This window comes from Hominimerdicola alba (assembly GCF_900109655.1).
Lineage (GTDB): Bacteria > Bacillota > Clostridia > Oscillospirales > Ruminococcaceae > Hominimerdicola > Hominimerdicola alba_B.
Genome location: NZ_FOAT01000014.1, coordinates 74,371 through 98,974 on the forward strand (window position 1 = coordinate 74,371; position 24,604 = coordinate 98,974).

Below are 24,604 nucleotides of genomic sequence, written 5' to 3' on the forward strand. Positions count from 1 at the left end.
TTATCAATCAGAAAGTATAATGTTATCAGAATACACTAAAGATCACAGCGGAGGTATTATGGAAAAAGCAACAAGAAAACACCTTGCCGATATCGCAAAAGTGAACGCTCAGCTACCGCTTCATGGTTTTGTAAAGGGCGAAGCATCGAACCTCTATAGAATGATCCGACATTTTCCCGACTGGACTTTAGAAGAAGCTGACGGACTTTGGTGCGCAGCTTTCGTTTATCATTGCTGTATCGAAGCTGGTTTTGAAATACCGATACGTCCTGCCGAATGTCAAACCTGCCATCTGGCAGGTTGCATCGCATGGGAAGAATTTGCACTGGGCGATGAGCGCATCGGTTATCATAAGATTGGTGATGGTTTTGTTCCCGAAGTTGGAGATATCGTGCTATTCGACCGCGTCTTTGAAAACTGCGAGCATGACCATATCGGTATCGTCATTGAAGTTCGCAGAGATTCAATACTGACCGCAGAGGGAAATGTCGGCAACATTTCTGCGATAATAAAACGTCCGCCGGATGAGCATATCCGCGCATTTATCAGACTTCCTGATGGATACAGATATTTTGAACCAAACACATAAATCCAGCCCCGAGGAATATTTCCTCGGGGCTGAATCCATATCTACAAATGGGGTTTGATGTAAACTATATTTTATGCGCCTGCCGAATGCATGGCGGCGTAATTTTTCGGAGAACATCCGAAATTCTTCTTGAACACGCGCGAGAAATAGAGTGAATCGGAATAACCGCATATATACGCTATCTCGGAAATATTCTGCTCAACAGTATCAGGGGAGCAAAGAAGCTTCTCTGCCATATGTATCCTCAGATTTGTCAGATAGCTGTGGGGTGTCATACCCATTTCACTCTTGAAAAGCTTGCGCAGATAATCGTAGCTGAAAGGTATCGTGCGCAGATACGTGTCAAGTTCGTAGTCGCAGTCTGTGAAATTCTGCATTATATTGCTCTTGATCTCATCCACCACGTCACGCAGAGGTTTTGTATTGCTGAAAGCCGTGACGTAATTGGCGATAAGGTCACCGAAAGCAGCCATAATCGGCTGTCTGCTGTTGATATCACTGTTGAAGAAATAGAAAGCGTCCTTGAAGCTACCCATGATATGCTGCTCAGCATCATCAGATATAAGCAGAGGTTCCTTGAAATTGAAAGTCGCATCGGTAATATTTATATGGATATTTGTGAAACCCTCATCGCTATTATTAGCGTGTACAACATGGGGCGGGATTATCACAAGATCCCCTGAGTTATACTCGATGGTGCTGTCTTCAAATTCAAATCTGCCCTGACCGCCCGTGCAGTATACAAGCTCCCACTCTTCATGAAAATGCTGCTTGCAGGTAAAAGTAGTCATATTCCTGCCTACATAAATGATATTATTCATTGTTCTTCCCCCTATTCGGATAACTTTGGCCAAGAAACTGTCATTTTATCCGCTGTGCAAGAAATACGGCAATATGAAACAGACATCACTATATCTTATCGGTATAAAATTTTCCGATATCTAATTTGTCAATCTTTATATGTCCGACAAACATCAGCCGAACACATACAAGAATATTCTACCGTTTTTTATGCACATTTAATACCCACATTCCAAAAATTCCTTACTTTTTCGGACAATTATTCTTTTCATTGAATATAATTAAATTATATCACCTTGATATTTTAAAGTCAATAGTTTTAACAAAGTACGTATTTCCGATTAACCAACTTTGTTGAACTTAACATTAATCAACAATGGGATTTGTTGAATATCACACGAGTTATTGTTAAGTTATGTGATAATATTATCCTATAAAAATATATTCTCCGATAAATAATTCCCCTGCCATCCATGATATGCCCCAAATTCCGCATGATATCGCCAAGGCACTATATTACATAAAATCTCAACGAATCATGCGAGAATATGTAAATAATCCACTATTTTTTAAAAATAATAGATTGACAACGAAATATGTTATATGATATAATTAATATAATGGTGGTACTATGGATACAATACCATATTTTGAATGGAGGTAATTGAATGAATCTGTTTCACAGAAAGAAAGTGTCACGCACTTCACGTGTGCTAAGCGGTGTGACATCAGCTATGATGGCACTTTCGGCTTTTTCGGGTCTTTCGGCAGGCACAGCTATCAAAGCTTCTGCCGCAACGACTAACTGGAAATTCGACCTTGGCGGCAATGGCTCCGCAAGCGGATATACAGGTGTTTCCGCTTATGACGGTTATAACAGCTCCAGGGGCTACGGCTTTTCGGGCAGCGTTTCAAACGTCAGTGCAGGCGGCTACGGCGCACTTTCCGATGCGGTAAAATTCACGGGAGGTACTTTTAATGTTGATCTTCCCAGAGGACTTTATCAGCTGACAGTCACAACAGGCAACAGCCCGCGAACTACAATTAAAGTCGAGGGTATGTTACAGATGATAAACCTTACGGGCAACAACGCTACCGAGACCATACAGGTACCTGTAACGGACGGTCAGCTGAATATCGAGGCTGTGGCAGGTATGAACAAAGCTGATTACACTATCTCAACAATTGAGATAACCCAGCTGAATACCACGGGCGAGATGAAGCCGACTATATGGATATGCGGCGATTCCACCGTTGCTAACTACTACAACACTTCAGATGACAAACAGCACGGCTGGGGTCAGTACCTGAACAACTACGTGAACACCAATGTCTTTGAAGTCCGTAATCTTGCTTCAAGCGGACAGTATGCCAAAGGCTTTTATCAGGATGGTCAGTTCGCACCGATAAAGTATTACGGCAAGGCGGGAGATTATTACATTATCTCAATCGGTATAAACGATACCAACTATTCCAATTCTGACGAATACTACAGCGTTGTTACCAACATGGTAAAAGAAGCAAAAGCCAAGGGCATGAACGTTATCCTTGTAAAACAGCAGGGGCGTCACGGTGACATGAACCGCAATCCCAAGCTGACAGGCAGATGGTTCGGCGGACAGCTGGATACCATAGGCAAAGAGCAGAATGTCAAAGTCGTTGACCTCTTCACCGCATGGCAGAACTTCGGTTTCAGTTCAGGCGGATACGATGCCATGACTCCTTACTATGCATCTAACGACGATCTTCACCAGAGTGCCATGGGTGCTCAGAAAAATGCTGAGTTGGTAGCCGGTCTCATGAATATCGGCGATACCGCGATGGATACCAGCACATACTACACTTTCAAGAACATGAACAGCGGTCTTGTGATGGACGTAGCAGGCGGCAAGATGGAATCGGGTACAAATATCCAGCAGTGGAGTTCAAACGGTCAGAACAACCAGAAATGGAAACTCACCCCCTTCAATAACGGCACTACATACTATTATATACGCTCCGCCGCAAATCCCGACTATGTACTGAAAGCTATGTCAGGATCCAACGGCGGCAATGTCGAGCTGGTTCCTTATGCAGGCAATGACAGCATGATGCTCTTCCAGTTCACCAAGCTGGGTGACGGCAGCTACTACATATCCACACGTTCTTCAAGAGATGCGTGCTTTGTTGAAGTTGATTCTGCAAGCACTTCAGCAGGCGCAAACGTTCAGCAGTGGGGCATGACCTACAACAAGTGCCAGAGATGGACAGCTGAAAAGACAACAGTTTCCGTTGAACCCGATCCTCAGCCAGTACAGGTACAGTCAAGAGTAGGCGATATCAACACAGACGGTGTGATCGATATCCTTGACCTTGTTGAACTCCAGCGCATAGCAAATAATTCCTCAAAGTACAATTCCGTACCGACTTCTGTATGTGACATCAACGACGATAATGCTGTGAACGGCACAGATGTTCAGATAATGCATGAATACCTCGCAGGACTGAGAGCACAGCTCACCGATAACAGCCAGAACGAACAATATACCGAACAGGTCTACTACGCAATAGACCAGACATGGTCAGAAGCAATTATCGAGACAACAAATTCAGGCTACACAAATCCAAATGGTTATATAAATCTCGATAATACCGATACCAGTAACATCACATTCACAGTAAATGCAAACCAGACAGGCAACTATATGACCCATATCCGTTTTGCAAACGGAACATCCGAAGACAGACCCATGAGGATATATGTAAACGGTGACACCAGCCGTTTCTGGCTGCAGTCCTTCCCCGGCACAGGCGCTTGGACTTCATGGAATGAATTCGGCATAGTACTTCCACTTGTAAAAGGCGTCAATACCATCAAGATGGTTTCCACTGTTTCAGGCAAGGGCGGTCCCAATCTCGACTATATATCTCTCATAAAAACCGACGAGCCTTACGCCGAGACTTACGACCCCAACAGCAATCCAAATACAAACACCAACAATAATCCCACAGTATTCATACTCGGCGATTCCACTGTACAGTCCTACCGCGCAAGCTACGCTCCTCAGCAGGGCTGGGGCTATTATCTGGCAAACTATTTCAACAGCAATGTAAATGTAGATAACCGCTCCATGGCAGGCAGAAGCAGTAAGAAAGCCTACGACGAAGGCAGATGGCAGAGCCTTGCAGACAGCCTAAAAGCAGGCGACTATGTACTGATTCAGTTCGCCATCAACGATGCAGGCAAATCCAATGCCGACAGATATGCACCTATCTGCGGAAACGTAGATTATCCCAGCGACGGCTCCTATGAATGGTACATGACCCAGTTTATAAACGGCGCAAAGGCTAAGGGTGCTACACCCATACTTGTAACTACCGTTATCGGCATGGGCGCATATAACAGCGGTTCGGGAAGATTCACCAACAGCTACACCGATTACTGCAACGCCTGCAAGAAGCTTGCAAGCAAGTACAGTATCCCCTGCATCGACCTGAACACAATCATGGTGAACCACTATAACTCAGTTGGCTACAACACAGCACTTTCCTATCACCTGATGGGTGCTGTACAAGGTTCAACAGACGGCACACACTTCTGTGAAAAGGGTGCCAACATCGTGGCAGGCCTTGTAGCTCAGGCTATCAAGAATCAGCAGATATCCGGACTTTTCGGCTATGTAAAATAATCACCAAACTCAAAAAGCACATTTCCGGGCAGCATTAGCGGCTCGGGAATGTGCTTTTATTTGGGCTGATTATATGATCTGCTCATCGTAACTATCTTGCTATCCAAACAACCATTCCGATTAACAGCAAAAGCAAAAAGACACCCCCGTTGCCCAAGCAACAGAGGTGTCGCGAATACTCTATTTTTATGCACCCTAAAAACAGTTATCAGCCCTTTACAGCGCCTGCTGTCAGACCGTCAACGATCTTGTTTGAGAATGCACAATAAACTATGATAGTCGGGATGACTGCTATCATGATAGCCGCAAACATCTGTGTATAGTTGGTATTATATGGACCAACGAACTTCGACAGAGATACGGGCAGAGTCTTTTTAGTTTCATCTGAGATGAAAACCATAGCAAGAAGCAGTTCGTTCCAGTTACCAATAAAAGTCATCAGACCTGTTACAAAAAGACCTGTTCTGCCAAGAGGTAAACATATCTTGAAGAATATCTGGAAGATATTCGCACCCTCCATACAAGCACATTCTATAAGCTCATTAGGCATACTCGAGAAAAAGCCTTCCATAATGAATATCGTTATAGGAAGTGAGAATGTAAGATAAGGGAGAACAAGGCTTGTAAGGGAGTTTGTGAGATGGAAATTCTCAAATCCCTGATCATTCATAAATTGTGTGATCTTTGCAAATCTTGTGAACAGGGGGATAAGCACGCAGTGGATAGGAATCATCATACCTGTGAGGAAATAAGTCATCGCAAGCTTAGAACCTTTCCATTTCAGACGTGAAATACCGAATGCTGCCATCGAACCAATGAGCATACCGAGTATCAATGCAACAACACAAACAATAAACGAATTGAGCGTTGCTTGACCCAAATGAGCTTTGTTCCAAGCAAATGTGTAGTTACCGAATGTTATTTCTTTGGGAAGTGAAAAGGGAGCGGAAAATATCTCCCATTTAGATTTGAACGAAACGTTGAACACCCACAGCAAAGGCAGCAGATATGTTATGGCTATCACTGAAAGGAAAACATATATCAGTACCTGAATCGGTGTGACCTTTTTCTTGGAAGAAGGATCCAGTGCTGCAACTTCATTTTTTGAAGAACTCATTAAACTGTACCTCCTTACATCTCGTACTGCTCGGTCTTAACGACCTTATTGATAAATAATGTTACTGCCAGACAAAGTATGAGCAGTACTACGCCTATGGCACTAGCATAGCCGTATTTGGAATACTTGAATCCCTGCTGATAGAGGTGAGTTGCAAGCACCTCAGTCTTGTGGTTAGGACCGCCTTCGGTCATATTGAATATAAGATCGAAGAATTTCAGCGAACCGATAGCATTCAGCGACATTGCAGTAGCTACCATGGGCTTTATCAGCGGAAGTGTGACATATCTGAATGTCATGGGCTTTGTACATCCATCGATATAGCTTGCCTCCATAAGAGACTTGCTTATACCTGATATCTGAGCCATGTAAAGCATCATAGACTGACCTACATACTGCCACAGAGCAACAAAAGCTATTACCCACATGGGAAGTATGATAGCGCCCTTGGTATCCGAAAGCCACATAGGACCCTCAATGCCAATTTTTTCAAGAAGCTGGTTGATACCCAACTGCGGACTGAATATGAACATCCACAGCAGACCAAGTGCTGCCGAAGAAAGTACGCAGGGAAGATAAATAATGTTCTTGAACAGATTTCGTCCTTTCTCGATGTTTGTCAGCAGAGCTGCATAGAAAAGACCTAAAATAAGCTGCGACACGCAGGAAAAAACGAGGAAGAACATTGAGTTCTTTAATGCAATAACGAAGGTTTTATCAGATAGTATAGCCTTGTAATTATCAAGTCCGATATATTTCGGGGGCTTGAGCACACTATATTCACAGAATGAATAATATACCGACTGTACGATCGGTACAAAAAGCACCAGTGTGAACAAAAGGAATGCAGGAAGCATAAAGAAAGCAATAGCTTTCTTGTTCCTAAGCATTTTGTCCATCCCGGATCAACTCCTTTCAGAATGGGGAAACATTAAAAACAATATAGAGGCGTAATATGCGCCCCTATATCGTCTTTTTGATAGATCGAAATTTTACTTTCTGCAATTAGCAGCGTAGAATTCCTCCATGTCCTTTGCAGCATCTGCAGGTGCCACGCCATCGAGGATTACAGAAACCATTGTGTCATCGAAATGAGAACCTGTCTCGGTAGTAGGCATCGACTCATTGTAGAAACCGAATGTACCCTTTGCACTGCTGAATACGTCCATAACGTAAGCGAGCTGCTTAGGAGCTACAGATGCATCATACTCTACCTTTGTTACAGGTATCTTACCACCCTTTTCAGCGGTGTACTTCTGAGCATCATCATCAGTGAAATACTTGATGAGCGCAGCTGCACCATCGGGGCAAGCGGATGTAGAACTCATGCAGAGAGAGTCGGACTTAGCGATAACTCTGTCAACGCCAGGGAATGCAAACACGCCGCACTTTGACTCGAAATCAGGATTGGCACCGTTGATCTGACCGATAGCCCATGAACCCTGGATAAGTATAGCAGCTTGTTCATTGTAGAAGTTTGCTGTTGCTACATCGTTTGTATCTCCTCCAGCTGTCTTCTGGAAATACTTAGAAAGATCAAGAAGCTTGTTGCAAGCATTCTCCAGCTTACCATCTTCCCATGAAGCAGAACCGTCTGCCAGAGCAGCGAGATCGACGCCCTCAGCCTCACACAGATAACCTGCTACCATAGAAAGGCACCATGCTGTATTTGCGGATATAGTTATAGGAGTGTAGCCTGCATCCTGGAGCTTAGCACAAGCGTCCAGCATCTCTTCCCAAGTAGTAGGAACTTTAGCGCCAGCCTTCTCGAACATCTCGGTGTTGTAGAAGCAGCAAGCAGCAGCAGTGTTCAGCGGAACCGCGTAGATCTTTCCGTCATAAGTCTGCTGAGTAAATACAGCATCGCTTGTGAAAGTATCCTTCCAGCCGTCCTTTGCGAGATAATCATCAAGGGGAGCTGCAACGCCGGGCTCAACATAATCAGTCAGCTGAGGACCGGGGCTTACGATGAATACATCGGGTGCATCACCTGCTGCAATTTTAGCATTGAGATTGTTGTAGTACTCTTCAAGGTTAGTTGTTATAGGTGTTACGTGATATGTTCCCTTGTAATCCTCGTTGAATTTGTCAATAGTCTGCTTGTAACCCAGCGAGATAAGATCCTCTGTTGCGTTAAGGTCATCCCAGAACATCCAGGTGATCTCCTGTGAACCATCATCATTTGTCTTGGCTTTCTTTGTGCCGCTCTTGCCGTCTGTGTTGCCGCAGCTTGCAAATACAGTTGTGAGCATAGCTGCTGAAACAATCGTTGCTAAGATTTTTCTCTTTTTCATTAGTATTACCTCCTAGTTAGATACCCTGCGGCTGATCCTTCAAATTTGACATATCCAACCAAAGATATATTCCGCGTGCCGCCCGGGTAAGCTTATTTCTGTTACACCAAATTTGCTTTCGCTTCCCTTCGGTGTCTGTATAAATCTTACCATAATCATATTAATTTGTCAATAAATATAAGCAAGAAGCACAAAAATTGATAAAGATTTTCATATTATTATAAAAAAGAGCAATAAATGGTCAAGCTACACATCAGCGAACATGTTAAAATATGACAGCATATCGCCTTATGAAGCCATAAATCGCTTTATATCATTTGTGCATAATGTGTAGTGCTATAAAATATATCTATTTATTTTATCCGAAAATATTAAATTCAACGATATCTGCGTATAAAAAAATGAAATATCACCTACCAAATATTGTAATTTTATCAATTTAATTACTATGCTAAAACTGCTATCAGCACTTTTTCACAGGATAATATTTTCATTAGCCCACACTTTTTGACCGCAATTTACAAGAAAAAGGCACCTTTGCCAAAGCAATGACAAAAGTGCCTGAAAAAATTTCTTTTTTAGCTTACGATATGATTATCTGATCAGCTTTTTGCCCTTGACATATGCAGCAAGCTTTGTCAAATCGGTTATATTTACTGATCCATCTCCGTTTATATCTGCACGTCTGATCTGATCGGCATTGAGCATTTTTTTGCCCTTAACGTGAGCTGCGACCTTTGTGAGGTCAGTTATGTTTATCTTGCCGTCGCCGTTTACATCACCGAGAATGTAAGTGTTGTCTACGATCTTGGTATTCGTATAGGTTTTTCCACCGTAGACAGCAGTAGCAGTGTAGGTAGTTTGCTTGCCGTTGTCTTCAGACTTCACTTCAGCCTTAACGTCTTCGATATCACCACAGGTCTTGCACTTTATCTGAACACTGGCATCAAAGCCATTTTCGGTCTCTGTCCATACCCATACGAGAGCTTTTGTATCAAGATCATGACCCTTTGCGGGTATCACTACAGAGCTGTCGATCTTGTTCTCGCCCTTATTATCGCTGAAGAACTCACCCAGCTCGTTAGTCCAGTAATCTTCCTTTGCACCGTTTTCTGTACAGGTCGCATCAGTCTTTTCGTGCTTGGTATACAGGTGGTCAACGGTGACTTCGATGCTGCCGACTTCGGAAGCTTCCCAGTTGCTTGTCTCATCGACCTTGTACCATACGGTGTACTTTCCCGCAGCTGTGGCAGTAGGTATCTCCTCGCTAAAAGTTTTACCATCAAGGCTGTAAGAGAGCTTTCCAACGCTGGAAGAACCTGCTGCTACCAGTTCCTGAGCTTTACCACTGTAAGTAAGCTTATTTGCAGTAGGTGCAGTTACCTTAGGAACAGCTTTGTCAATAGTAACAGTGAAGCTGTTTGCTCCTACGCCGCCATCACACTCACTATCGCAGTCCCACATATAGTAAACTGTATACTCGCCTGCATCGGCAGCATAAAGCGGTGCGCACTCTGTATTGATAACGCCGTCCTCAACGGTACCTGCTACATAGGTATCGGATTCCTGCTCGCCGCGGGTGAAATAATATGTGAAGTATCTCTCATCTTCAGAGGGAACGACACCAAATGTACCCTTGAAAGATGAATCATCGATAAGTAACTGATCTTCGCCGTTGTAAACAAGACCTTCCTTAGCAACAGGATCAGCGATAGCATTGAAGCCGGTGCTGTCAGCTGGTTCATATTCACCGCTTTCTCTTGAAAATGATCTTACGTTCGTATTTCCCAGATAGTAGAACTTTCTGTTACCGCCGAATGCTGTATTATACACGGTAACATTTATAAGTATGACCGGCTGAGTAAATGCAGTGCACACACCCGAAGTATCATCAAGCCAGCCAACAGAGCCGTTCTTTACAATGATAACATCGTTCTGGTTTTGCAGGTTGAGATAACCGGTGATAGTAAATCCATTAAGATCGATAATACCATCATCGCGGGTAATAGTCATTGTTCCGTTGTAGTTTTCCTGCAGAACAAGTGTTGGCTTGGAACCGGGTTCTGCCGCATTGAATTCAGCATAATTATAGTATGTGTTGGGAGCTATAACAGGTTCTTCTTCCGTCTTCTCCTTTTCGATTCCGACCTCGGTGATATCCTCTGATCCTGCACTTGCGGCGACACTGATCAGTCCCTTTGCACCAAAATCAACGGGGATAGTTCCCGCGGCTATTGCCAGCGCCAGAAGTGCAGCAGCTGCTCTCTTGATAGTTTTCGTCATGTTTCTTTCCTCCTATAAAAATGTATTACAAAATAAAAAGCACGCCGACTATGTTTATTCAACGTCAGTATGCTTTCTTAAGCTTATTTGAACGGGGAAAACTACTGTTATCGCAGAAAAAAGTATAAACAGGCACAGACCCCGCCCTCCTTCAGCAGATATTTCATTTCATGACATTTGTTATTTGTTTTACATTATAGCACAGCGTATTAATGATGTCAATAGTTTGCGTAAATATAATAACAAAATAATCTGTCGTACCTATCTGGATAATGAAAGGATAACAAATTTGGACTATGTACTGTTCTGAAACATAGTTTATCTGCCAATTTACAAACCATAGTATTTAGTGTATAATTAAAAATCCGAACAGATCTTGATCTCAATCAGAATACTATATTTATAAATATAAACAATGCCATGTTCGCTGCAACAGACACTGCTCTTTTATTGACTGTAATGTTATCGTAAAAAACTCACATCCGACAGCAAGTTGTCAATTCATAAAACATTTACAATTATTCCTGCAAAAAATGTTTGCGCCCTGTGACTTTTCTGAAATTTACATTGACTGTATATAGTGAAACGTTTCAACAAGCGAGGTTTTCATATGAATGATAATGAACTGCTGCAATTGCTGAAAAGCGATGCGCAGCGAGGTCTTGCACAGACTGTTATGCAGTATAGTGCTTATGTACATAAGATAGCTTACTCAAAGCTGTGTGATGTCTGCACAAGAGAAGACATCGAAGAAGCTGTGAGTGATATCTTTCTGATTTTTTACAATATAGGTCAGAAGAACGGCTTTGATATGAAGTCAGTGCGTGCGATGCTTATGGTCGTCGCAAAACGTCACTGCATAAATGTTTTTCACCGACAGTGCAAACAAGAGGAAATGCTGGATTACGATGACCTTGAAAACACTATCGCAGAAGACAACAGCGAAAATTCCGATCTTATAGATGCCATAAAACAGCTGGGCGAACCTGATGAACAGATATTTATACGCAAATACTATCTTGGCGAGAAAAACAAAGACATCGCCAAAGACTTAGGGTTGAATATCAGCACGCTGAATATGAAGCTATCTCGCGGACTGAAAAAACTAAAGAAAATTTTAGAGGAGGGCGTGTAATGGAAGACAGATTGAAAGCATTGACAAACAGCGTGTCACCGTCAGATGCCGAAAAGCTTGCAGATGAGCTTTCTTCCTTTGATGATGTAAAGCTCACCGATGATGAACAGCAGCGCATACTCTCCTCCGTCATGAGAAAGGCGGGATTTGAAATGAACGAAACGAACAGTGTAATACAGACAAAAAGAAATATCACAGCTAAGACATACAATTCGGATGATAATAAACCCTCGGGCAGGATTCAGTTGAGACGCGGCGGTGCGGTCGCTGCTTGTTTGGCAATACTTCTTGCAGGCGGAGTTATATTCTCCCTGAACAGGAATATGCACAATACTGTACCTAACAAGGACAGAGATTCGTCTATATACAACGAGACTGTCACCACAGACATTGAAGATGATGAAGACAGCAGCTATATCGACAGCGAAACAGATTCAGATGATATCACAGACGAAAGCTCGTCTGACAATACTGACAGCAAAACTGACAGCAAGACAGATAACAAGACAGATAACAAGAATAATAACAAGACTGATTCAAAGACCGACAGCAAAAAAGACAATACAACGAACCTCAATAACGGTAACAACCAGAACGTCGTAGTTGACACCAACAAAGAAAACAGCAAAGAGAATAAAAGCGAAAACAAGACGGAGAATACAAATAGTCTGAAGGACAGGAACACTGAAGAGTTAGTTAATAAACTGAACGCCGCTTACCCTGACTATAGTATAGAAAAACTGAATGATAACAGATATGTTTTGTACTACTGGGATAACAGCATCCAGGAAGCCGGGGACGATTATTTGACCTATTATGTTATATACGATGTTCCATCAGATTCTTTTATCAAATCTTTTAAAACTAAAGGAAGAAACGGACATAGCCTTGATGGCAAATTCGTATCCGTCAGTGGACTTTTAGACAATGCAGGACATTACAACCTTTTGAAAGCCACTGTATTTGATGATAACGGAAATGCTGTTTATAATTATGATGTTAATTTCAAGCAATTAGGAATAGGCGATAACGAAGTTGTCGGCGCACATACCCGTTTTTCAGCTGATGGGAAAAAAATGTATATATCTCTCTCGAACACAAATAATTTTGAAGGAGATATTATTTACCGCATAGACTATGAAGATCAGAAAAAAGCAAAGAAAATATATGAATATAATACAGATTTCCATGGCTACGGAATGGGCTACAATGAATCAAATGGTTTAATACTTGTTGATCGCATAGAAAATGATTACACGACTTTTGAACGCCATGTTGAACTCGAACTGATAAACGCCGATGGTGATTCGACCCAAGAGCCCTATAAATTATATGATGGTAAGACATACCCGAATATAGCTACAACACCTGACGCGATATATTGTGCTTTCTGTGAGGAGAATTATATTTTGGCAATCACACCTGATGATAACGGCAATGTCAATGTCGGCGGAAAAAAATGCAGCATTACCAGATATGATCTCGGTGGTTATTCTGACGTATATTTCAACGGCAGATACGTTACATCTGCCAATATAACAGATAACGGCAAATTGAAATGCACTTTGTATGAAACATCCGGCAGCCAGCTTACCGAATTAAGAACGATAGAAACCGATATCGAATCTCCCGAATATTGTTATGTGTACGCATCTTTAGATGAATTCAAGGGAGAGATTACAGGAGAATTCCATGTAGCTCGTTATAAGGAGGAAGTCAACTCACTTGCATATCCTCAGAATACTGATAATAAAAGAAGTACCTTATACTTCTTCAAGTAAAAATAGCGTAAGAACCCTCTGCAAAAGTATAGCAGAGGGTTCTTTAATGCCGTTTTCTGACTTTACATATATTATAAAAATACAAAACAATATAGTTTTATACAATTTTTTAGAAAGTATTTTATATTTTTATATTATGGGATATGATATAATACGTACATGATTTAAGCCCTATAGTAAATGACATAACATTTTTCCCGTATCCCGATCACACGTTTTTGTGTGGTCGGGATATACACAATGATCTGAATTTTACTGTATGCTGACGACAGAAGGAGCGATATGATATGAAAATGCAGAATGTAGTTAACGGACCTCAGAACGTATCCAGCATAATCCTCGGCTGTATGAGAATGCCGTCCCTTACCGTTGATGAGGCAGCTAAAATGATCTCATGTGCGGCTGAACTGGGTATAAACTTCTACGACCACGCCACCGTTTACGGTGAAGGTGAAGCCGAGACACGTTTCGGCGATGCTTTCCCTCTAACAGGTCTGAAAAGAGAAGATATTTTTCTCCAGAGCAAATGCGGACTTCATTTTGACCGCGGCGAGTTTGACTGGACACAGAAAGATATTCTGGAAAGTGTTGACAGCAGTCTTAAAAGACTGAAGACCGATCATCTCGATGTACTTCTGCTTCACCGTCCAGACGTACTGTTCGACCCCGAGGAGATCGCCGAGACTTTTGATATGCTTGAAAAGAGCGGTAAGGTAATACACTTCGGTGTCAGCAACGTTACTCCCGGTCAGCTGGAACTTCTGAAAAGATATGTAAAACAGCCCCTGGTGTTCAATCAGCTCCAGCTTTCTCTCGATCAGTCTCAGCTGATAGATGCGGGTCTTTACATCAACAATACTACCACAGACCGTTCCACCGACAGGGACAACGGCATTCTGGATTACTGCCGACTGCACGATATCACCATTCAGGCATGGTCGCCTTTGCAGATAGGTATGTTCAAGGGCTGTTTTGTAGATCACCCGGATTATCCCGAACTCAATGCAGTTCTTGCAAAGCTTGGTGAAAAATACGGTGTACCAAAGACTGCCATCGCAATCGCTTGGATACTCAGGCATCCCGCCAAAATGCAGGCTATCGCGGGCACTATGAATCCCGCTCATCTTAAAGACATCTGCGATTCCACAAAGGTTGAACTCACACATCATGAGTGGTACGAACTCTATCTGGCATCAGGAAAGTTCCTGCCATAACCACCCGAACTGGAGGCGAATTCAATGATCTACCGCGAATCATACACCCTTTCAAACGGAAATACTATCCCCAAAATAGCCCTCGGCACATGGCAGACTTCCAACGAAGACGCTGAAAGAGTTGTCAGGCACGCTCTTGATATCGGCTATCTGCATATCGATACTGCCATCGCTTACGGAAATGAAGTCGGCGTGGGCAAAGGCATGAAAGCAAGCGGGAAAACTCGCGATTCCTATTTTGTCACATCAAAGCTTCCTGCCGAGATAAAAACCTACGAGGAAGCAGTCAGACATATAAACGAATCTCTCGAAAGGCTGGACACTTCGTATCTCGACCTGATGCTGATACACTGGCCAAGACCCTGGGACGGCGACCCCAACAATAACTACAACAAGGAAAACCTGGCTGTGTGGAAAGCTTTTGAAGAAGCTTACGAAGCAGGAAAACTAAAAGCCATCGGCGTATCAAATTTCTCTGTGGAAGATCTGCAAAATCTCATGGACAACGCTAAGATAAAACCTATGGTCAATCAGATACGGGTGCATATCGGTCATGTTCCAACCGAACTAATTGAGTTCTGCAAAAAGAATGATATTCTTGTCGAAAGCTACTCCCCAAATGCAACCGGCAGACTTTCAGCTAAGAAAGAGATTTCCGAAATGGCTGAAAAATACGGAGTATCTGTTTCACAGCTTGCTAACCGTTTCGACCTTCAGCTTGGCACTCTTCCCCTTCCTAAATCCGTCCATGAAGAATTCATCAAGCAGAATACCGAACTTGATTTCATCATCAGCGATGATGATATGCAGAAACTTCTCGCAATAAAAGAATAGCATAATAAGAATTCTCAAAGGAGGACTTATCATGAAAAAAGTCGCAGTTATATGGTCAAGCCCTAATAAAGACGGTCTGACTGCATCTGCAAAAGATCAGATATCAAAAGGCATCGCCGAAGCGGGCGGCGAAGTATGTGAGATACATCTGAACAGCAAAAATATTGAACACTGTCGCGCCTGCGGAAACGGCTGGGGCACCTGCTACAAAAAAGGCTCCTGTGTTATCAGTGATGATTTCACTGAGATATACAACACCCTTAAAGAAGCCGACGGAATTGTATGGATAAGCGCAGTTTACTGGTCGGATATGACCGAGTGTTTCAAAGCTTTCTTTGACAGGATCCGCCGCTGTGATGCCACATTCAGCCACTCACTCGCTGAAAAGCGCTGTATGCTGATAGCCTGTGCAGGCGGTACAGGCAGAGGTACTCTCGAATGTCTCACTCAGCTTGAACGCGGACTTGTACATATGGGTATGCGCGCATACGACCGTATTCCTGTCGTCCGTTTCAACAAGGACTATATACTCCCCGCACTTTACGAAGCAGGCAAGACATATATTAATTGTCTTGAAAACGGATTTGATATGTATTACTAAATGACAAAGGCGCAGAAAAAACTCTGCGCCTTTTTTATTTCAGCATATCTCTGACTTTATCATAGAATTTCTCATATCTTTTCACACTTGTCTTTATCGCAAGATCTGATTCTGAATACGCTATCAGCCCAGCTGCATCGACCCATTTGTATTCAGTCGTTTCGCTTTCCTGCAAAATAACTGCATCCTTGTTGCAATCTACTGTAGCTGTAAAACAGTATACCATACTGTGACTTTTATCGCTGAATGAAATATTTATCAGATCTAAGCTGTCTGCTTTAAGACCTGTTTCTTCAAACAATTCTCGCCTTGCACATTCTTCCGCATTCTCGCCCTGCAACGCCGAACCGCCTGCACTTGCTTCCCAGTAACCTGGATAAACGTCTTTGCAGGTATGTCGTTTGCATAGAAGAAAAGTCCCGTCCTTATGCTGTACAAGTATGTCGCTCACAAGATGATAGCGCCCATTCGGTATCTCCATAAAGTTTCCGTGTTTGCGTTCCCATATTTCTCCTGTCCTTTTGCCTTCGCCGTCATACAGATCCCATAATTCCATGATCATTCTCCTTTATCATATCTGTCCGATACACTTCCTGCTGCCGATGGCATCGAACCGCCGATTTTAAGATAAGCATCAAGGAGCTGCTGAAGCATTTTGTCACGGTCAAAAAGAAGTCGGTCAAGCTGATCCAGCTGTTTTTCCAGCAGAGATATGGAACGCTCATAAGCTTTTCTGCGTTCTTCATATATCGCAAGACGCTTGTCAAATTCATCCTGCTTGTTTTCAAGCTGAACAAGAAGATCATCTATCTGGCGGTTTCGCTCTTTCAGCATCTGTTTCAGTGCGATGACATCATCGGAGGAATAGTCATCACCGTACACATCTATAAGCGCTTCATATATCGGCGCTATTGACTGATAGTGAAAATTCTTTTCTTCTGAGCCATCTGCGAAAATATCGTACATCGTCCTCGGAGATACATACCCGCCATGGTCTGCTACTATGTCCTGTATCTGCGGTATAGACATACCGTGCTGATTTTTGATCTCTTTGATAGTTTTGATCCTTTGTCTTAATGTTCTTTCCATACCTGATCCTTTCAAAAAGCTTGCAGGAAACTTGCAAGGTCATTTCATTGATTAATGCCCAGTAATCCTGTATAATTAATCATGCAGCTGTGTATTTCACCAGTGGAATATATAATACTAATAATCCAACTAATAAACTAGGTATTATTTTACCATATCTGAAATGCTTTGTCAAATTTATCAATGTATATTTTTTTAGGAGGTCGCAGTGATCTTATGATTATTGAGGAAAAAGAAGAACTGCTTGCTGCAAAGCTTGCAGACAGATTGAAGAAAGAAAATTTTAATGTTATTGCAGACGGCGCTGTACTCAGGGTACAGGACTACACATTCGTGCTTCAAAGCTCGAATGACCAGCCGCGGCACTGCGGAGTAAGATACGAACTCCCGTCAGAATACGGCGAGGAGACCCTTTACAGCTACATAAAAATGACTGTTTCCACTCCGCTGGAAAGAAAGATAGAAGATATGACGGTAGATACAATACTTTCACTTGGCATATCCCGCGCACTGAAAGGATATCTGTATCTTGCCGAATCAATCGTTATGTGTGTAACAAAGCCCGATAAGCTGTATTGTCTTAGCAAGGATGTTTATCCTGAGATCGCTCAGAAATACGGTGTTGATATGTCTTGCATAGAAAGAAGCATACGCCACGCCATCACCAAAGCCTATTCCGAGGACCCCGAACCTATGCGGGCAATGTTCAGAAGACCCATTCAGCGCCCGAAGTGTCAGGAACTGATCGCCGAGTGTGCTGATACTATAAGACGTGTGTTTTATTGAGATCAAAAAAGGAAAAAGCCGGGCGTTCTGTCCAGCTTAATTATATGAAAACTAAAAACCATCAATGAAAATACGCTTTTCATTGATGGTTTTTCTGACATGATCTATAAAGTGAATGCTTTATTTAATCACTTTTGCATTAATATCAGCCGATCTTTTCTACAGTGAAGCCCATTTTTTCAAGGAGATTGTCAACGCCGTTTTCTCCTGCATAATGAGCAGCGCCTACCATGAACAGGCAGTTCTTGCCCGACTTGATATATTCAGATGCCTTGTCAGCCATATACTGGTTACGGTCATCGAGCAGTGCCTTGTTATATGCATCATGGTCGTCCAGCAGATCTTCGGGTATCTCAGCGATATCCTCTTCAGTTTCGCTTGATATCTCGCCGTCGCCCTTAGCCCACTTATCAAAGAGTTCACCGAAATCCGCTGCAAATCCATCTATATCATCTATATCATCGATCAGATCATTGATGGAATAATCAGCATATTCATCTGTATAAGCAGTGAGAGCCTCTGTCTGCATGGAAATATCTTCGATATTGATAACTTCCTTGCCGTCCTCCTTTGCTTTGGCTACGAAATATGAATCTGTTCCTGAAAGCTCAAGATTTTCAAGACGCATAAGCATTACAACGGTCAGCTGATTTATCCAGTAACCCGCTCTGTACTGATCCAGCATCTCGTTATATGCACCGATCTTGGTGAAATAATCCTTAGCCTTGTTGTAAGTTTCCTCAGAGATATGATCCTTTACTGTAGTGCCGTCGGAATATGTCATACCGCTAACGTACTCCATCTGAGCGTTGATATCACTCTGCAGAGCAGTTACATCAAACTCAACTGCGATAGAATCACAGCTGTTGTATATATCCATCAGGTCTGCAGGATAATCGGAAGCATCAGCAGGCAAGACGTGTATGGTACCTAAAAGGTACATTGAATTACCGCTTTCGGGATCGGTAACTTTCCAGATAGGAGGGTCGATCTCCTTGGTGTCAATGAAATCATTGATATCAGCTGTGGTACCAAGTGCATTCTCGGTTGTTTCCTGATCGGTGGTCTCAACCGTTTCCTCAGCAGTAGTTTCAACAGTTTCTTCATCAGTTGTAACTACGGTCTCAGCAGGAGTTTCCTTTGCTTTAGAATCAGCCTTTGAAGAATCATCTTCCTTTTTTCCGCATGATGCGCAGGTAAATGCCATCATAAAAGCAACCGCTGCTATAAGAGCTTTGTTTTTCATTTTTAACTTTCCTTTCCTAAATGATACATGATCTGTATCTTTCATTTGATCGTTTATTTATTAACACACAAGCATATATTAATATACAATTGCTTCCTGCATATGTCAATGATTTGTAATTACATTTCACTTAACCAACACAATAATTGTTATATTTGACCTCTGAATACAATTGATTTAAACAAATATTTGTATATCATTACATTCTAAAATCAATAAAAAAAGAGCTTTACCCCACGTAAAAGCAGAGCAAAACTCTTTTCAGATATAAACCTACAACCACAAATATCGGGTTATCACCGGCCCAAAACTTCCTTGACATATCATCACACATGATGGTATAATTATCCTATCAACGAAGGAATTATTTATCCTCAGTGCAGATATAATCCTTTACCTTTTTAGAACTGATCACTGAGCTGTAAAGCCGCCAGCCGCCTGCAAGATTATAGCAGTCGTATCCGTTACCTGATAATATGCGGCAGGCGATATAACTGCGCAGACCGCTGTGACAATGTACATACACTGGTCTGTCTTTCGGGATAGAATCCAGTTCGCCGCGGAGAGAATCCAGTGGGATATTCACAAAACCATCTATCATTCCGCGTGCGATCTCGGTCTTTGTACGCACATCAAGCAGGGTGACGCTTCCGTCACGGGGCAGAGTTGCAACATCATGCCAGAAGAACTGCTTCACCGTCCCATTTATGACATTCTCGGCAACAAATCCCACCATATTAACAGGATCTTTCGCACTTCCGAACGGCGGCGCATAACAGAGTTCCAGTTCTTTCAGGTCGGTAACTTTTGCACCGAAACGTATCGCTGTGGCAAGAACGTCCATGCGCTTATCAACACCGTCATATCCCACTATCTGCGCACCTATCAGCTTATGGGTATGCTTATCCCACAGCACCTTGACTGACATATTCTCCGCTCCGGGATAGTAGCTTGCATTAGATGCCGAATAGGTGTATGTCTTGTCAAATTCGATGCCTGCTTCTTCTGCACGCTTTTCGTTAAGACCTGTCACTGCAACGGTCATATCAAACAGTTTCAGCACTGAAGAACCCTGCGTACCGCTGTATTCCGAGGATATACCTGCTATATTATCAGCCGCGATACGTCCCTGCTTATTGGCAGGTCCCGCAAGGGGTATGAAAGCTCCCCAGCCGGTAACAAAATCGCGGACTTCCACCGCGTCACCCACTGCATAAATATCTGGAGAACTCGTCTGCATATGGCTGTTTACGATAATGCTTCCCCTGCTGTTTACCTCAATGCCGCAGTCCCTTGCAAGCTTAGTTTCGGGAGTAACACCCACCGACATTATAACCATATCCGCGTCGATGCTTCCATTATGAAGTATAACCTGTTTTTCGGTGATCTCATTTATCCCATTATCCAGATAAAGCCCTATACCACGGCTTTTGATATACTGATGGACATCTGCCGCCATATCAAAGTCAAGTGGCGCGATAAGATGATCTGCAAGTTCAACGATAGATACTTCAAGCCCCGCATCAACAAGGTTTTCAGCCATTTCAACACCGATGTATCCGCCGCCAGCGATAACAGCTTTTTTCGGCTTTTCGGTTTCAATATAGTTCATGATCTTCATGGTATCGGGGATATTTCGCAGAGTAAAAACATGAGGTATATCAATGCCTTTGATATTAGGACGTATCGGCTCAGCACCTGGAGAAAGGATCAGCCTGTCATAGCTTTCCTCGTAGATCTCTCCAGAATCCACATTGCGTATCTTAACAATATGTGCCTCGGGATTTATCTGCACAGCCTCGTTTTTGATGCGGACATCAATGTTGAAACGTCTGTTGAAACTCTCGGGAGTTTGCAGGGTCAGCATTTTTCTGTCGGTGATCTTTCCACCTATATAATAAGGAAGACCGCAGTTCGCAAAGGAGATGAATTCTCCACGCTCAATAATGATTATTTCGTCTTGTTCGTTCAGACGGCGAAGTCTTGCGGCTGCGGAAGCACCGCCCGCAACGCCGCCAATAATTACAGTTTTCATAAATACCTCCGAAAGGATAGTTGTTATGTTTGAAAGTGTTTATAAGAAAGTTTTCCCATTCTGGGATGATCTATCCGATGATGACCGCAGCTTAATCTGTGAAAATTCAGCTAAAAAGAAATTTACAAAAGGCACAAATCTCCACAGCGGCAGTGACTGTTCGGGAGCGTTCTTTGTCTGCTCGGGAAGTCTTCGTGCGTATATACTCTCCGAGGACGGCAAGGACGTAACTCTCTACCGTCTTCACAAAGGGGATATGTGTATGCTGTCGGCTTCCTGTGTTTTACAGACCATCACATTCGATGTGGCTGTTGATGCCGAAGAGGACAGCGAATGTATCGTCCTCAGCGGCACAGCATTCAAGCAAATGTCGGAAAAATATCCCGCTATCCGCATATTCGCCCTCGAGACTGCTGTATCCCGCTTTTCCGATGTTATGTGGGTAATGCAGCAGATACTTTTCATGAGTATGGACAAACGTCTTGCCATATTTCTCCACGATGAATCAGCAAGAACTTCCTCAGATACTATCTCTCTCACTCAGGAGCAGATCGCAAAGTATATCGGCTCTGCCCGTGAGGTAGTTTCACGTATGCTCAAATACTTTGTATCTGAGGGAATTGTCGAAGTATCTCGAAAGGGCGTGCGTATCCTCGATAAAGAACGTCTGCGGAAGTTAGCCCTTTAACATATCGAGTATAACGGGCTTTGGTCTGAAACCGACCTCCTGTGCGGTAACTCTGCCGTTTTTCATAACAACAAGAGTCGGTATACTGATAACACCGAACTGCGCTGCAAGCTCAGGCTGTTCATCAACATCGATCTTGCCCACGGTGAATTCGGAATGTTCATCTGCTATTTGATCTACCAACGGCGATACCATTTTACAAGGACCGCACCATGTTGCGTAAAAATCCAGAAGAACAGGCTTTGGGCTGTTTACCATCTCAGCGAAATTTTCCTTTGTTACATTGATTACTGCCATAGTGATACTTCCTTTCTGTTTGTTTTATTGTGTCTTAATTATACACAATTATTCCTCTGCGGTCTGTGACTTTGTCACATTCTTTGCCTTGCATATCAGCTGTGTCATGGTACCCATCGGGCAGTAAACACACCATGAGCGCGGCTTGAAAAGCAGCATTGTCACAAAGCCGAGTATCGTTGAAGTCAGCATAATGCTGTAAAAACCGAATGCGAACTGTGCCACTCCATCTGAGAACAGCGTGCCGTGATATGCCCAGTGCCATGGAACTTTAAATGTCCAGATAAGCTTGACTGTTTGTGAAAGAGGACGTCCGCCTGCGAAAACCAGATATGTGTTCCACAGCATCACGAAGAACATGGTGAAAAAGAATATCAGAAATCCGTATCTGAATGCTTTCGACCTCATCCATTTCGGCATATCATGCTTTCGTGAAAAACCGAATCTTCCCCCCAGCATAGAGAACAGCTGTCCCCTGCCGCAGTACTTGTTGCAGTAGGCCTTGCTACCCCAGCCAATTGAGATAACAAGCGGTACGATAAAACAGATCATACCCAGCCAGGCAAAAAGTATATTCACAAAGCCAAGCAGCAGATATGTCAGCGAGAAGATCCAGAGGTAGTCATACCATTTTTTACGCTGTTTCATTCTGCACCTCCCCCGATCTCAATAACACTCGCGGGACATTCTTTTGCGCATTTTCCACAGCCGACACAAAGTGTGCTGTCAACCACAGCAAACACACCAGCGGGAACACTTATCGCCGATTTCGGACAAACTTTCACGCAGCAGCCGCAAGCCACACATAACTCGGTATTTACGATAGCTTTTCGTTTCATATCATCGCCTCCGAGATATATTATATCCAATCGGGGGCAATATTTCTGTGACAAAGTCACATTTGTCGGTAAAGCCCTATCAAAACCACGATATCGCACTATATCTGCTTAGCTACACCTCCCATCCGTTTATGTTCGATCCTTCATTTTACCAATTAGTATAACATAATTGTTAATAAATTTCCATTCTTGATTCTTACAAAATCTCACAGTGATTTTTGTAATATACACTATGTTTTACGATCTCGCGATGCCGCACACATTGCTGATGATCGTTTTTTGTTGTTTTATACATGGTTTTATGATAGTAAATAAGAAGTCGGTGGAAATTACAGGTGAAGGAAAATTAACTAAAACTTTGTGCATAATGTTACAATTTCAAACTTACCAATATTAGCGCGAAAATGCTGAGTTTTAATTGCATTAATATCTGATTTATCCATATTTGCGAATATAAAATTTCTATACTGTTGATTTTATGTATCCACGTGATTCAGGGCTTTTGCACTTTAAATGCTTATCTTATTAACGATTAAAAGATTTAAGATAATTATAATTTAAAAAGTAAACAAATAGTGTACGGAAGGTAAAAATCACAATTTTTGGTATCGCCCGAATGATAATGAGCAAAATTTGATTAGATTCAATAACTAAAAAATTATAAAATATAATTAAATAATACGGAATTTAATATTGAAACGAGAGGGTCAATATTGCCGTATCATTTAAGTATCTATTTATAGTTTTGATTTTTTAGAAAGAGAGGTAATTGGTTTATGAAGAAATCCGTTTCAAAACGCATTACAAGCGCTTTTGTTGCCGGTGTACTGATGGTTTCTCCTATTATATCATCAGTTACTGCATCTGCTGCTAAGGTACTGACAACAAGCCCTTCGCACACACAGGAAGTCGGCTGGTACAATGATTACCATCACGAGATCTGGCAGGCAGATACCCCTAACTCTTCTACTATGACACTGCACGACAATGACGGTGGTTTCAGCACATCCTGGAAGTGTGGTCCTAATGGTTCGAGAGGTAACTTCCTTGCTCGTCGTGGTCTTTACTGGGGTCTGAATAACCCTAAGACATACAAAGATTACGGTGATTTCTATTGTGATTATGACTGCAACTGGCAGGCAGGTTCATCAGGTAACTCCAGAATCTGTATCTACGGCTGGGCTCAGAATCCTCTGGTAGAGTACTACATCATCGAAGACTGGAAGAACTGGTCTCCTGCACAGGATTCTTCTGCGCAGTACAAGGGTTCCGTTAATATCGACGGCAGTGAATACAAGATCTACACA

At 42.6% G+C, this 24,604-nt stretch carries 22 protein-coding genes; 10 read left to right on the top strand and 12 right to left on the bottom strand.

Going from position 1 to position 24,604, the window contains the following annotated elements; translation table 11 throughout:
* Positions 1–58: 58 nt before the first annotated feature.
* Positions 59–589, top strand: a complete 531-nt coding sequence (locus BMY75_RS13805; protein ID WP_074834813.1) for a CHAP domain-containing protein — start codon at positions 59–61, stop codon at positions 587–589.
* Positions 590–660: 71 nt separating this feature from the next.
* On the opposite strand, the gene BMY75_RS13810 is transcribed toward BMY75_RS13805, so the two are convergent.
* Complete coding sequence (locus BMY75_RS13810) at positions 661–1,410, bottom strand: AraC family transcriptional regulator (RefSeq protein WP_074834815.1); 750 nt, start codon at positions 1,408–1,410, stop codon at positions 661–663.
* Positions 1,411–2,058: 648 nt separating this feature from the next.
* Here BMY75_RS13810 and BMY75_RS13815 point away from each other — a divergent pair.
* The gene (locus tag BMY75_RS13815; RefSeq protein ID WP_074834817.1) at positions 2,059–5,058 is read left to right on the top strand and encodes a GDSL-type esterase/lipase family protein; all 3,000 of its coding nucleotides are present in this window, start codon (positions 2,059–2,061) and stop codon (positions 5,056–5,058) included.
* Positions 5,059–5,266: 208 nt separating this feature from the next.
* Here the strand turns inward: BMY75_RS13815 and BMY75_RS13820 are convergent, their stop codons facing one another.
* From BMY75_RS13820 to BMY75_RS18265, 4 genes are all read right to left on the bottom strand, one after another.
* Positions 5,267–6,175 (bottom strand): carbohydrate ABC transporter permease, encoded by a 909-nt coding sequence (locus BMY75_RS13820; protein ID WP_074834819.1) that lies wholly within the window; start codon positions 6,173–6,175, stop codon positions 5,267–5,269.
* Positions 6,176–6,189: 14 nt separating this feature from the next.
* Entirely contained in the window at positions 6,190–7,074 is an 885-nt protein-coding gene (locus BMY75_RS13825; protein WP_074834822.1) for a carbohydrate ABC transporter permease, read from the bottom strand.
* 93 nt (positions 7,075–7,167) lie between these two features.
* Positions 7,168–8,469 (bottom strand): ABC transporter substrate-binding protein, encoded by a 1,302-nt coding sequence (locus BMY75_RS13830; protein ID WP_074834825.1) that lies wholly within the window; start codon positions 8,467–8,469, stop codon positions 7,168–7,170.
* A 594-nt stretch (positions 8,470–9,063) separates the two neighbouring features.
* The gene (locus tag BMY75_RS18265; protein ID WP_074834827.1) at positions 9,064–10,752 is read right to left on the bottom strand and encodes a dockerin type I repeat-containing protein; all 1,689 of its coding nucleotides are present in this window, start codon (positions 10,750–10,752) and stop codon (positions 9,064–9,066) included.
* A gap of 610 nt (positions 10,753–11,362) precedes the next feature.
* Here BMY75_RS18265 and BMY75_RS13840 point away from each other — a divergent pair.
* From BMY75_RS13840 to BMY75_RS13860, 5 genes are all read left to right on the top strand, one after another.
* A complete protein-coding gene (locus BMY75_RS13840) occupies positions 11,363–11,887 on the top strand; it encodes an RNA polymerase sigma factor (protein WP_074834829.1) in 525 nt (174 codons plus the stop codon).
* Entirely contained in the window at positions 11,887–13,668 is a 1,782-nt protein-coding gene (locus BMY75_RS13845; protein ID WP_074834831.1) for a hypothetical protein, read from the top strand. Before BMY75_RS13840 ends, BMY75_RS13845 begins: the two co-directional genes overlap by 1 nt.
* A gap of 287 nt (positions 13,669–13,955) precedes the next feature.
* Positions 13,956–14,882 (top strand): aldo/keto reductase, encoded by a 927-nt coding sequence (locus BMY75_RS13850; protein ID WP_074834834.1) that lies wholly within the window; start codon positions 13,956–13,958, stop codon positions 14,880–14,882.
* 24 nt (positions 14,883–14,906) lie between these two features.
* Complete coding sequence (locus BMY75_RS13855; RefSeq protein ID WP_074834836.1) at positions 14,907–15,716, top strand: aldo/keto reductase family protein; 810 nt, start codon at positions 14,907–14,909, stop codon at positions 15,714–15,716.
* 31 nt (positions 15,717–15,747) lie between these two features.
* Positions 15,748–16,317 carry a flavodoxin family protein gene (locus BMY75_RS13860; protein ID WP_074834838.1) on the top strand — a complete coding sequence of 190 codons (570 nt, stop codon included), beginning with the start codon at positions 15,748–15,750 and terminating at the stop codon, positions 16,315–16,317.
* A gap of 34 nt (positions 16,318–16,351) precedes the next feature.
* Here BMY75_RS13860 and BMY75_RS13865 read toward each other — a convergent pair whose 3' ends face one another.
* Positions 16,352–16,873, bottom strand: coding sequence for an NUDIX hydrolase (locus BMY75_RS13865; protein WP_074834840.1), 522 nt, complete (start codon positions 16,871–16,873; stop codon positions 16,352–16,354).
* A 2-nt stretch (positions 16,874–16,875) separates the two neighbouring features.
* Positions 16,876–17,406 carry a hypothetical protein gene (locus BMY75_RS13870; protein WP_074834842.1) on the bottom strand — a complete coding sequence of 177 codons (531 nt, stop codon included), beginning with the start codon at positions 17,404–17,406 and terminating at the stop codon, positions 16,876–16,878.
* A gap of 216 nt (positions 17,407–17,622) precedes the next feature.
* Between BMY75_RS13870 and BMY75_RS13875 the strand changes: the two genes are divergently transcribed.
* Complete coding sequence (locus BMY75_RS13875; protein WP_074834844.1) at positions 17,623–18,192, top strand: sporulation initiation factor Spo0A C-terminal domain-containing protein; 570 nt, start codon at positions 17,623–17,625, stop codon at positions 18,190–18,192.
* Positions 18,193–18,337: 145 nt separating this feature from the next.
* Here BMY75_RS13875 and BMY75_RS13880 read toward each other — a convergent pair whose 3' ends face one another.
* Entirely contained in the window at positions 18,338–19,438 is a 1,101-nt protein-coding gene (locus BMY75_RS13880; protein WP_074834846.1) for a TraB/GumN family protein, read from the bottom strand.
* A 364-nt stretch (positions 19,439–19,802) separates the two neighbouring features.
* On the bottom strand, positions 19,803–21,473 hold the full coding sequence (locus BMY75_RS13885; protein WP_074834848.1) for an FAD-dependent oxidoreductase: 1,671 nt from the start codon (positions 21,471–21,473) through the stop codon (positions 19,803–19,805).
* 25 nt (positions 21,474–21,498) lie between these two features.
* Between BMY75_RS13885 and BMY75_RS13890 the strand changes: the two genes are divergently transcribed.
* The gene (locus tag BMY75_RS13890) at positions 21,499–22,161 is read left to right on the top strand and encodes a Crp/Fnr family transcriptional regulator (RefSeq protein ID WP_074834851.1); all 663 of its coding nucleotides are present in this window, start codon (positions 21,499–21,501) and stop codon (positions 22,159–22,161) included.
* On the opposite strand, the gene trxA is transcribed toward BMY75_RS13890, so the two are convergent.
* Genes trxA through BMY75_RS13905 form a run of 3 tightly spaced genes read right to left on the bottom strand, consistent with a single transcriptional unit; the run spans position 22,150 to position 23,297 of the window.
* Positions 22,150–22,458: a thioredoxin gene (gene trxA / locus BMY75_RS13895; RefSeq protein WP_074834853.1), complete on the bottom strand. Its 309-nt coding sequence runs from the start codon at positions 22,456–22,458 to the stop codon at positions 22,150–22,152. The genes BMY75_RS13890 and trxA overlap by 12 nt on opposite strands.
* Before the next feature lie 48 nt (positions 22,459–22,506).
* Positions 22,507–23,106 carry a 4Fe-4S binding protein gene (locus BMY75_RS13900; protein ID WP_074834855.1) on the bottom strand — a complete coding sequence of 200 codons (600 nt, stop codon included), beginning with the start codon at positions 23,104–23,106 and terminating at the stop codon, positions 22,507–22,509.
* On the bottom strand, positions 23,103–23,297 hold the full coding sequence (locus tag BMY75_RS13905; RefSeq protein ID WP_074834858.1) for a 4Fe-4S binding protein: 195 nt from the start codon (positions 23,295–23,297) through the stop codon (positions 23,103–23,105). The genes BMY75_RS13900 and BMY75_RS13905 overlap by 4 nt, the downstream gene beginning before the upstream one ends.
* A 776-nt stretch (positions 23,298–24,073) precedes the next feature.
* Here BMY75_RS13905 and BMY75_RS13910 point away from each other — a divergent pair.
* Positions 24,074–24,604: glycoside hydrolase family 11 protein (locus BMY75_RS13910; protein WP_170844309.1), on the top strand; the 531-nt coding region annotated here is incomplete at its 3' end.

Bases quoted from the DNA above. Each gene is read 5' to 3' on its own strand.
- BMY75_RS13805 (WP_074834813.1), top strand. From the start codon at position 59: ATGGAAAAAGCAACAAGAAAACACCTTGCCGATATCGCAAAAGTGAAC.
- BMY75_RS13810 (WP_074834815.1), bottom strand. From the start codon at position 1,410: ATGAATAATATCATTTATGTAGGCAGGAATATGACTACTTTTACCTGC.
- BMY75_RS13815 (WP_074834817.1), top strand. From the start codon at position 2,059: ATGAATCTGTTTCACAGAAAGAAAGTGTCACGCACTTCACGTGTGCTA.
- BMY75_RS13820 (WP_074834819.1), bottom strand. From the start codon at position 6,175: ATGAGTTCTTCAAAAAATGAAGTTGCAGCACTGGATCCTTCTTCCAAG.
- BMY75_RS13825 (WP_074834822.1), bottom strand. From the start codon at position 7,074: ATGGACAAAATGCTTAGGAACAAGAAAGCTATTGCTTTCTTTATGCTT.
- BMY75_RS13830 (WP_074834825.1), bottom strand. From the start codon at position 8,469: ATGAAAAAGAGAAAAATCTTAGCAACGATTGTTTCAGCAGCTATGCTC.
- BMY75_RS18265 (WP_074834827.1), bottom strand. From the start codon at position 10,752: ATGACGAAAACTATCAAGAGAGCAGCTGCTGCACTTCTGGCGCTGGCA.
- BMY75_RS13840 (WP_074834829.1), top strand. From the start codon at position 11,363: ATGAATGATAATGAACTGCTGCAATTGCTGAAAAGCGATGCGCAGCGA.
- BMY75_RS13845 (WP_074834831.1), top strand. From the start codon at position 11,887: ATGGAAGACAGATTGAAAGCATTGACAAACAGCGTGTCACCGTCAGAT.
- BMY75_RS13850 (WP_074834834.1), top strand. From the start codon at position 13,956: ATGAAAATGCAGAATGTAGTTAACGGACCTCAGAACGTATCCAGCATA.
- BMY75_RS13855 (WP_074834836.1), top strand. From the start codon at position 14,907: ATGATCTACCGCGAATCATACACCCTTTCAAACGGAAATACTATCCCC.
- BMY75_RS13860 (WP_074834838.1), top strand. From the start codon at position 15,748: ATGAAAAAAGTCGCAGTTATATGGTCAAGCCCTAATAAAGACGGTCTG.
- BMY75_RS13865 (WP_074834840.1), bottom strand. From the start codon at position 16,873: ATGGAATTATGGGATCTGTATGACGGCGAAGGCAAAAGGACAGGAGAA.
- BMY75_RS13870 (WP_074834842.1), bottom strand. From the start codon at position 17,406: ATGGAAAGAACATTAAGACAAAGGATCAAAACTATCAAAGAGATCAAA.
- BMY75_RS13875 (WP_074834844.1), top strand. From the start codon at position 17,623: ATGATTATTGAGGAAAAAGAAGAACTGCTTGCTGCAAAGCTTGCAGAC.
- BMY75_RS13880 (WP_074834846.1), bottom strand. From the start codon at position 19,438: ATGAAAAACAAAGCTCTTATAGCAGCGGTTGCTTTTATGATGGCATTT.
- BMY75_RS13885 (WP_074834848.1), bottom strand. From the start codon at position 21,473: ATGAAAACTGTAATTATTGGCGGCGTTGCGGGCGGTGCTTCCGCAGCC.
- BMY75_RS13890 (WP_074834851.1), top strand. From the start codon at position 21,499: ATGTTTGAAAGTGTTTATAAGAAAGTTTTCCCATTCTGGGATGATCTA.
- trxA (WP_074834853.1), bottom strand. From the start codon at position 22,458: ATGGCAGTAATCAATGTAACAAAGGAAAATTTCGCTGAGATGGTAAAC.
- BMY75_RS13900 (WP_074834855.1), bottom strand. From the start codon at position 23,106: ATGAAACAGCGTAAAAAATGGTATGACTACCTCTGGATCTTCTCGCTG.
- BMY75_RS13905 (WP_074834858.1), bottom strand. From the start codon at position 23,297: ATGAAACGAAAAGCTATCGTAAATACCGAGTTATGTGTGGCTTGCGGC.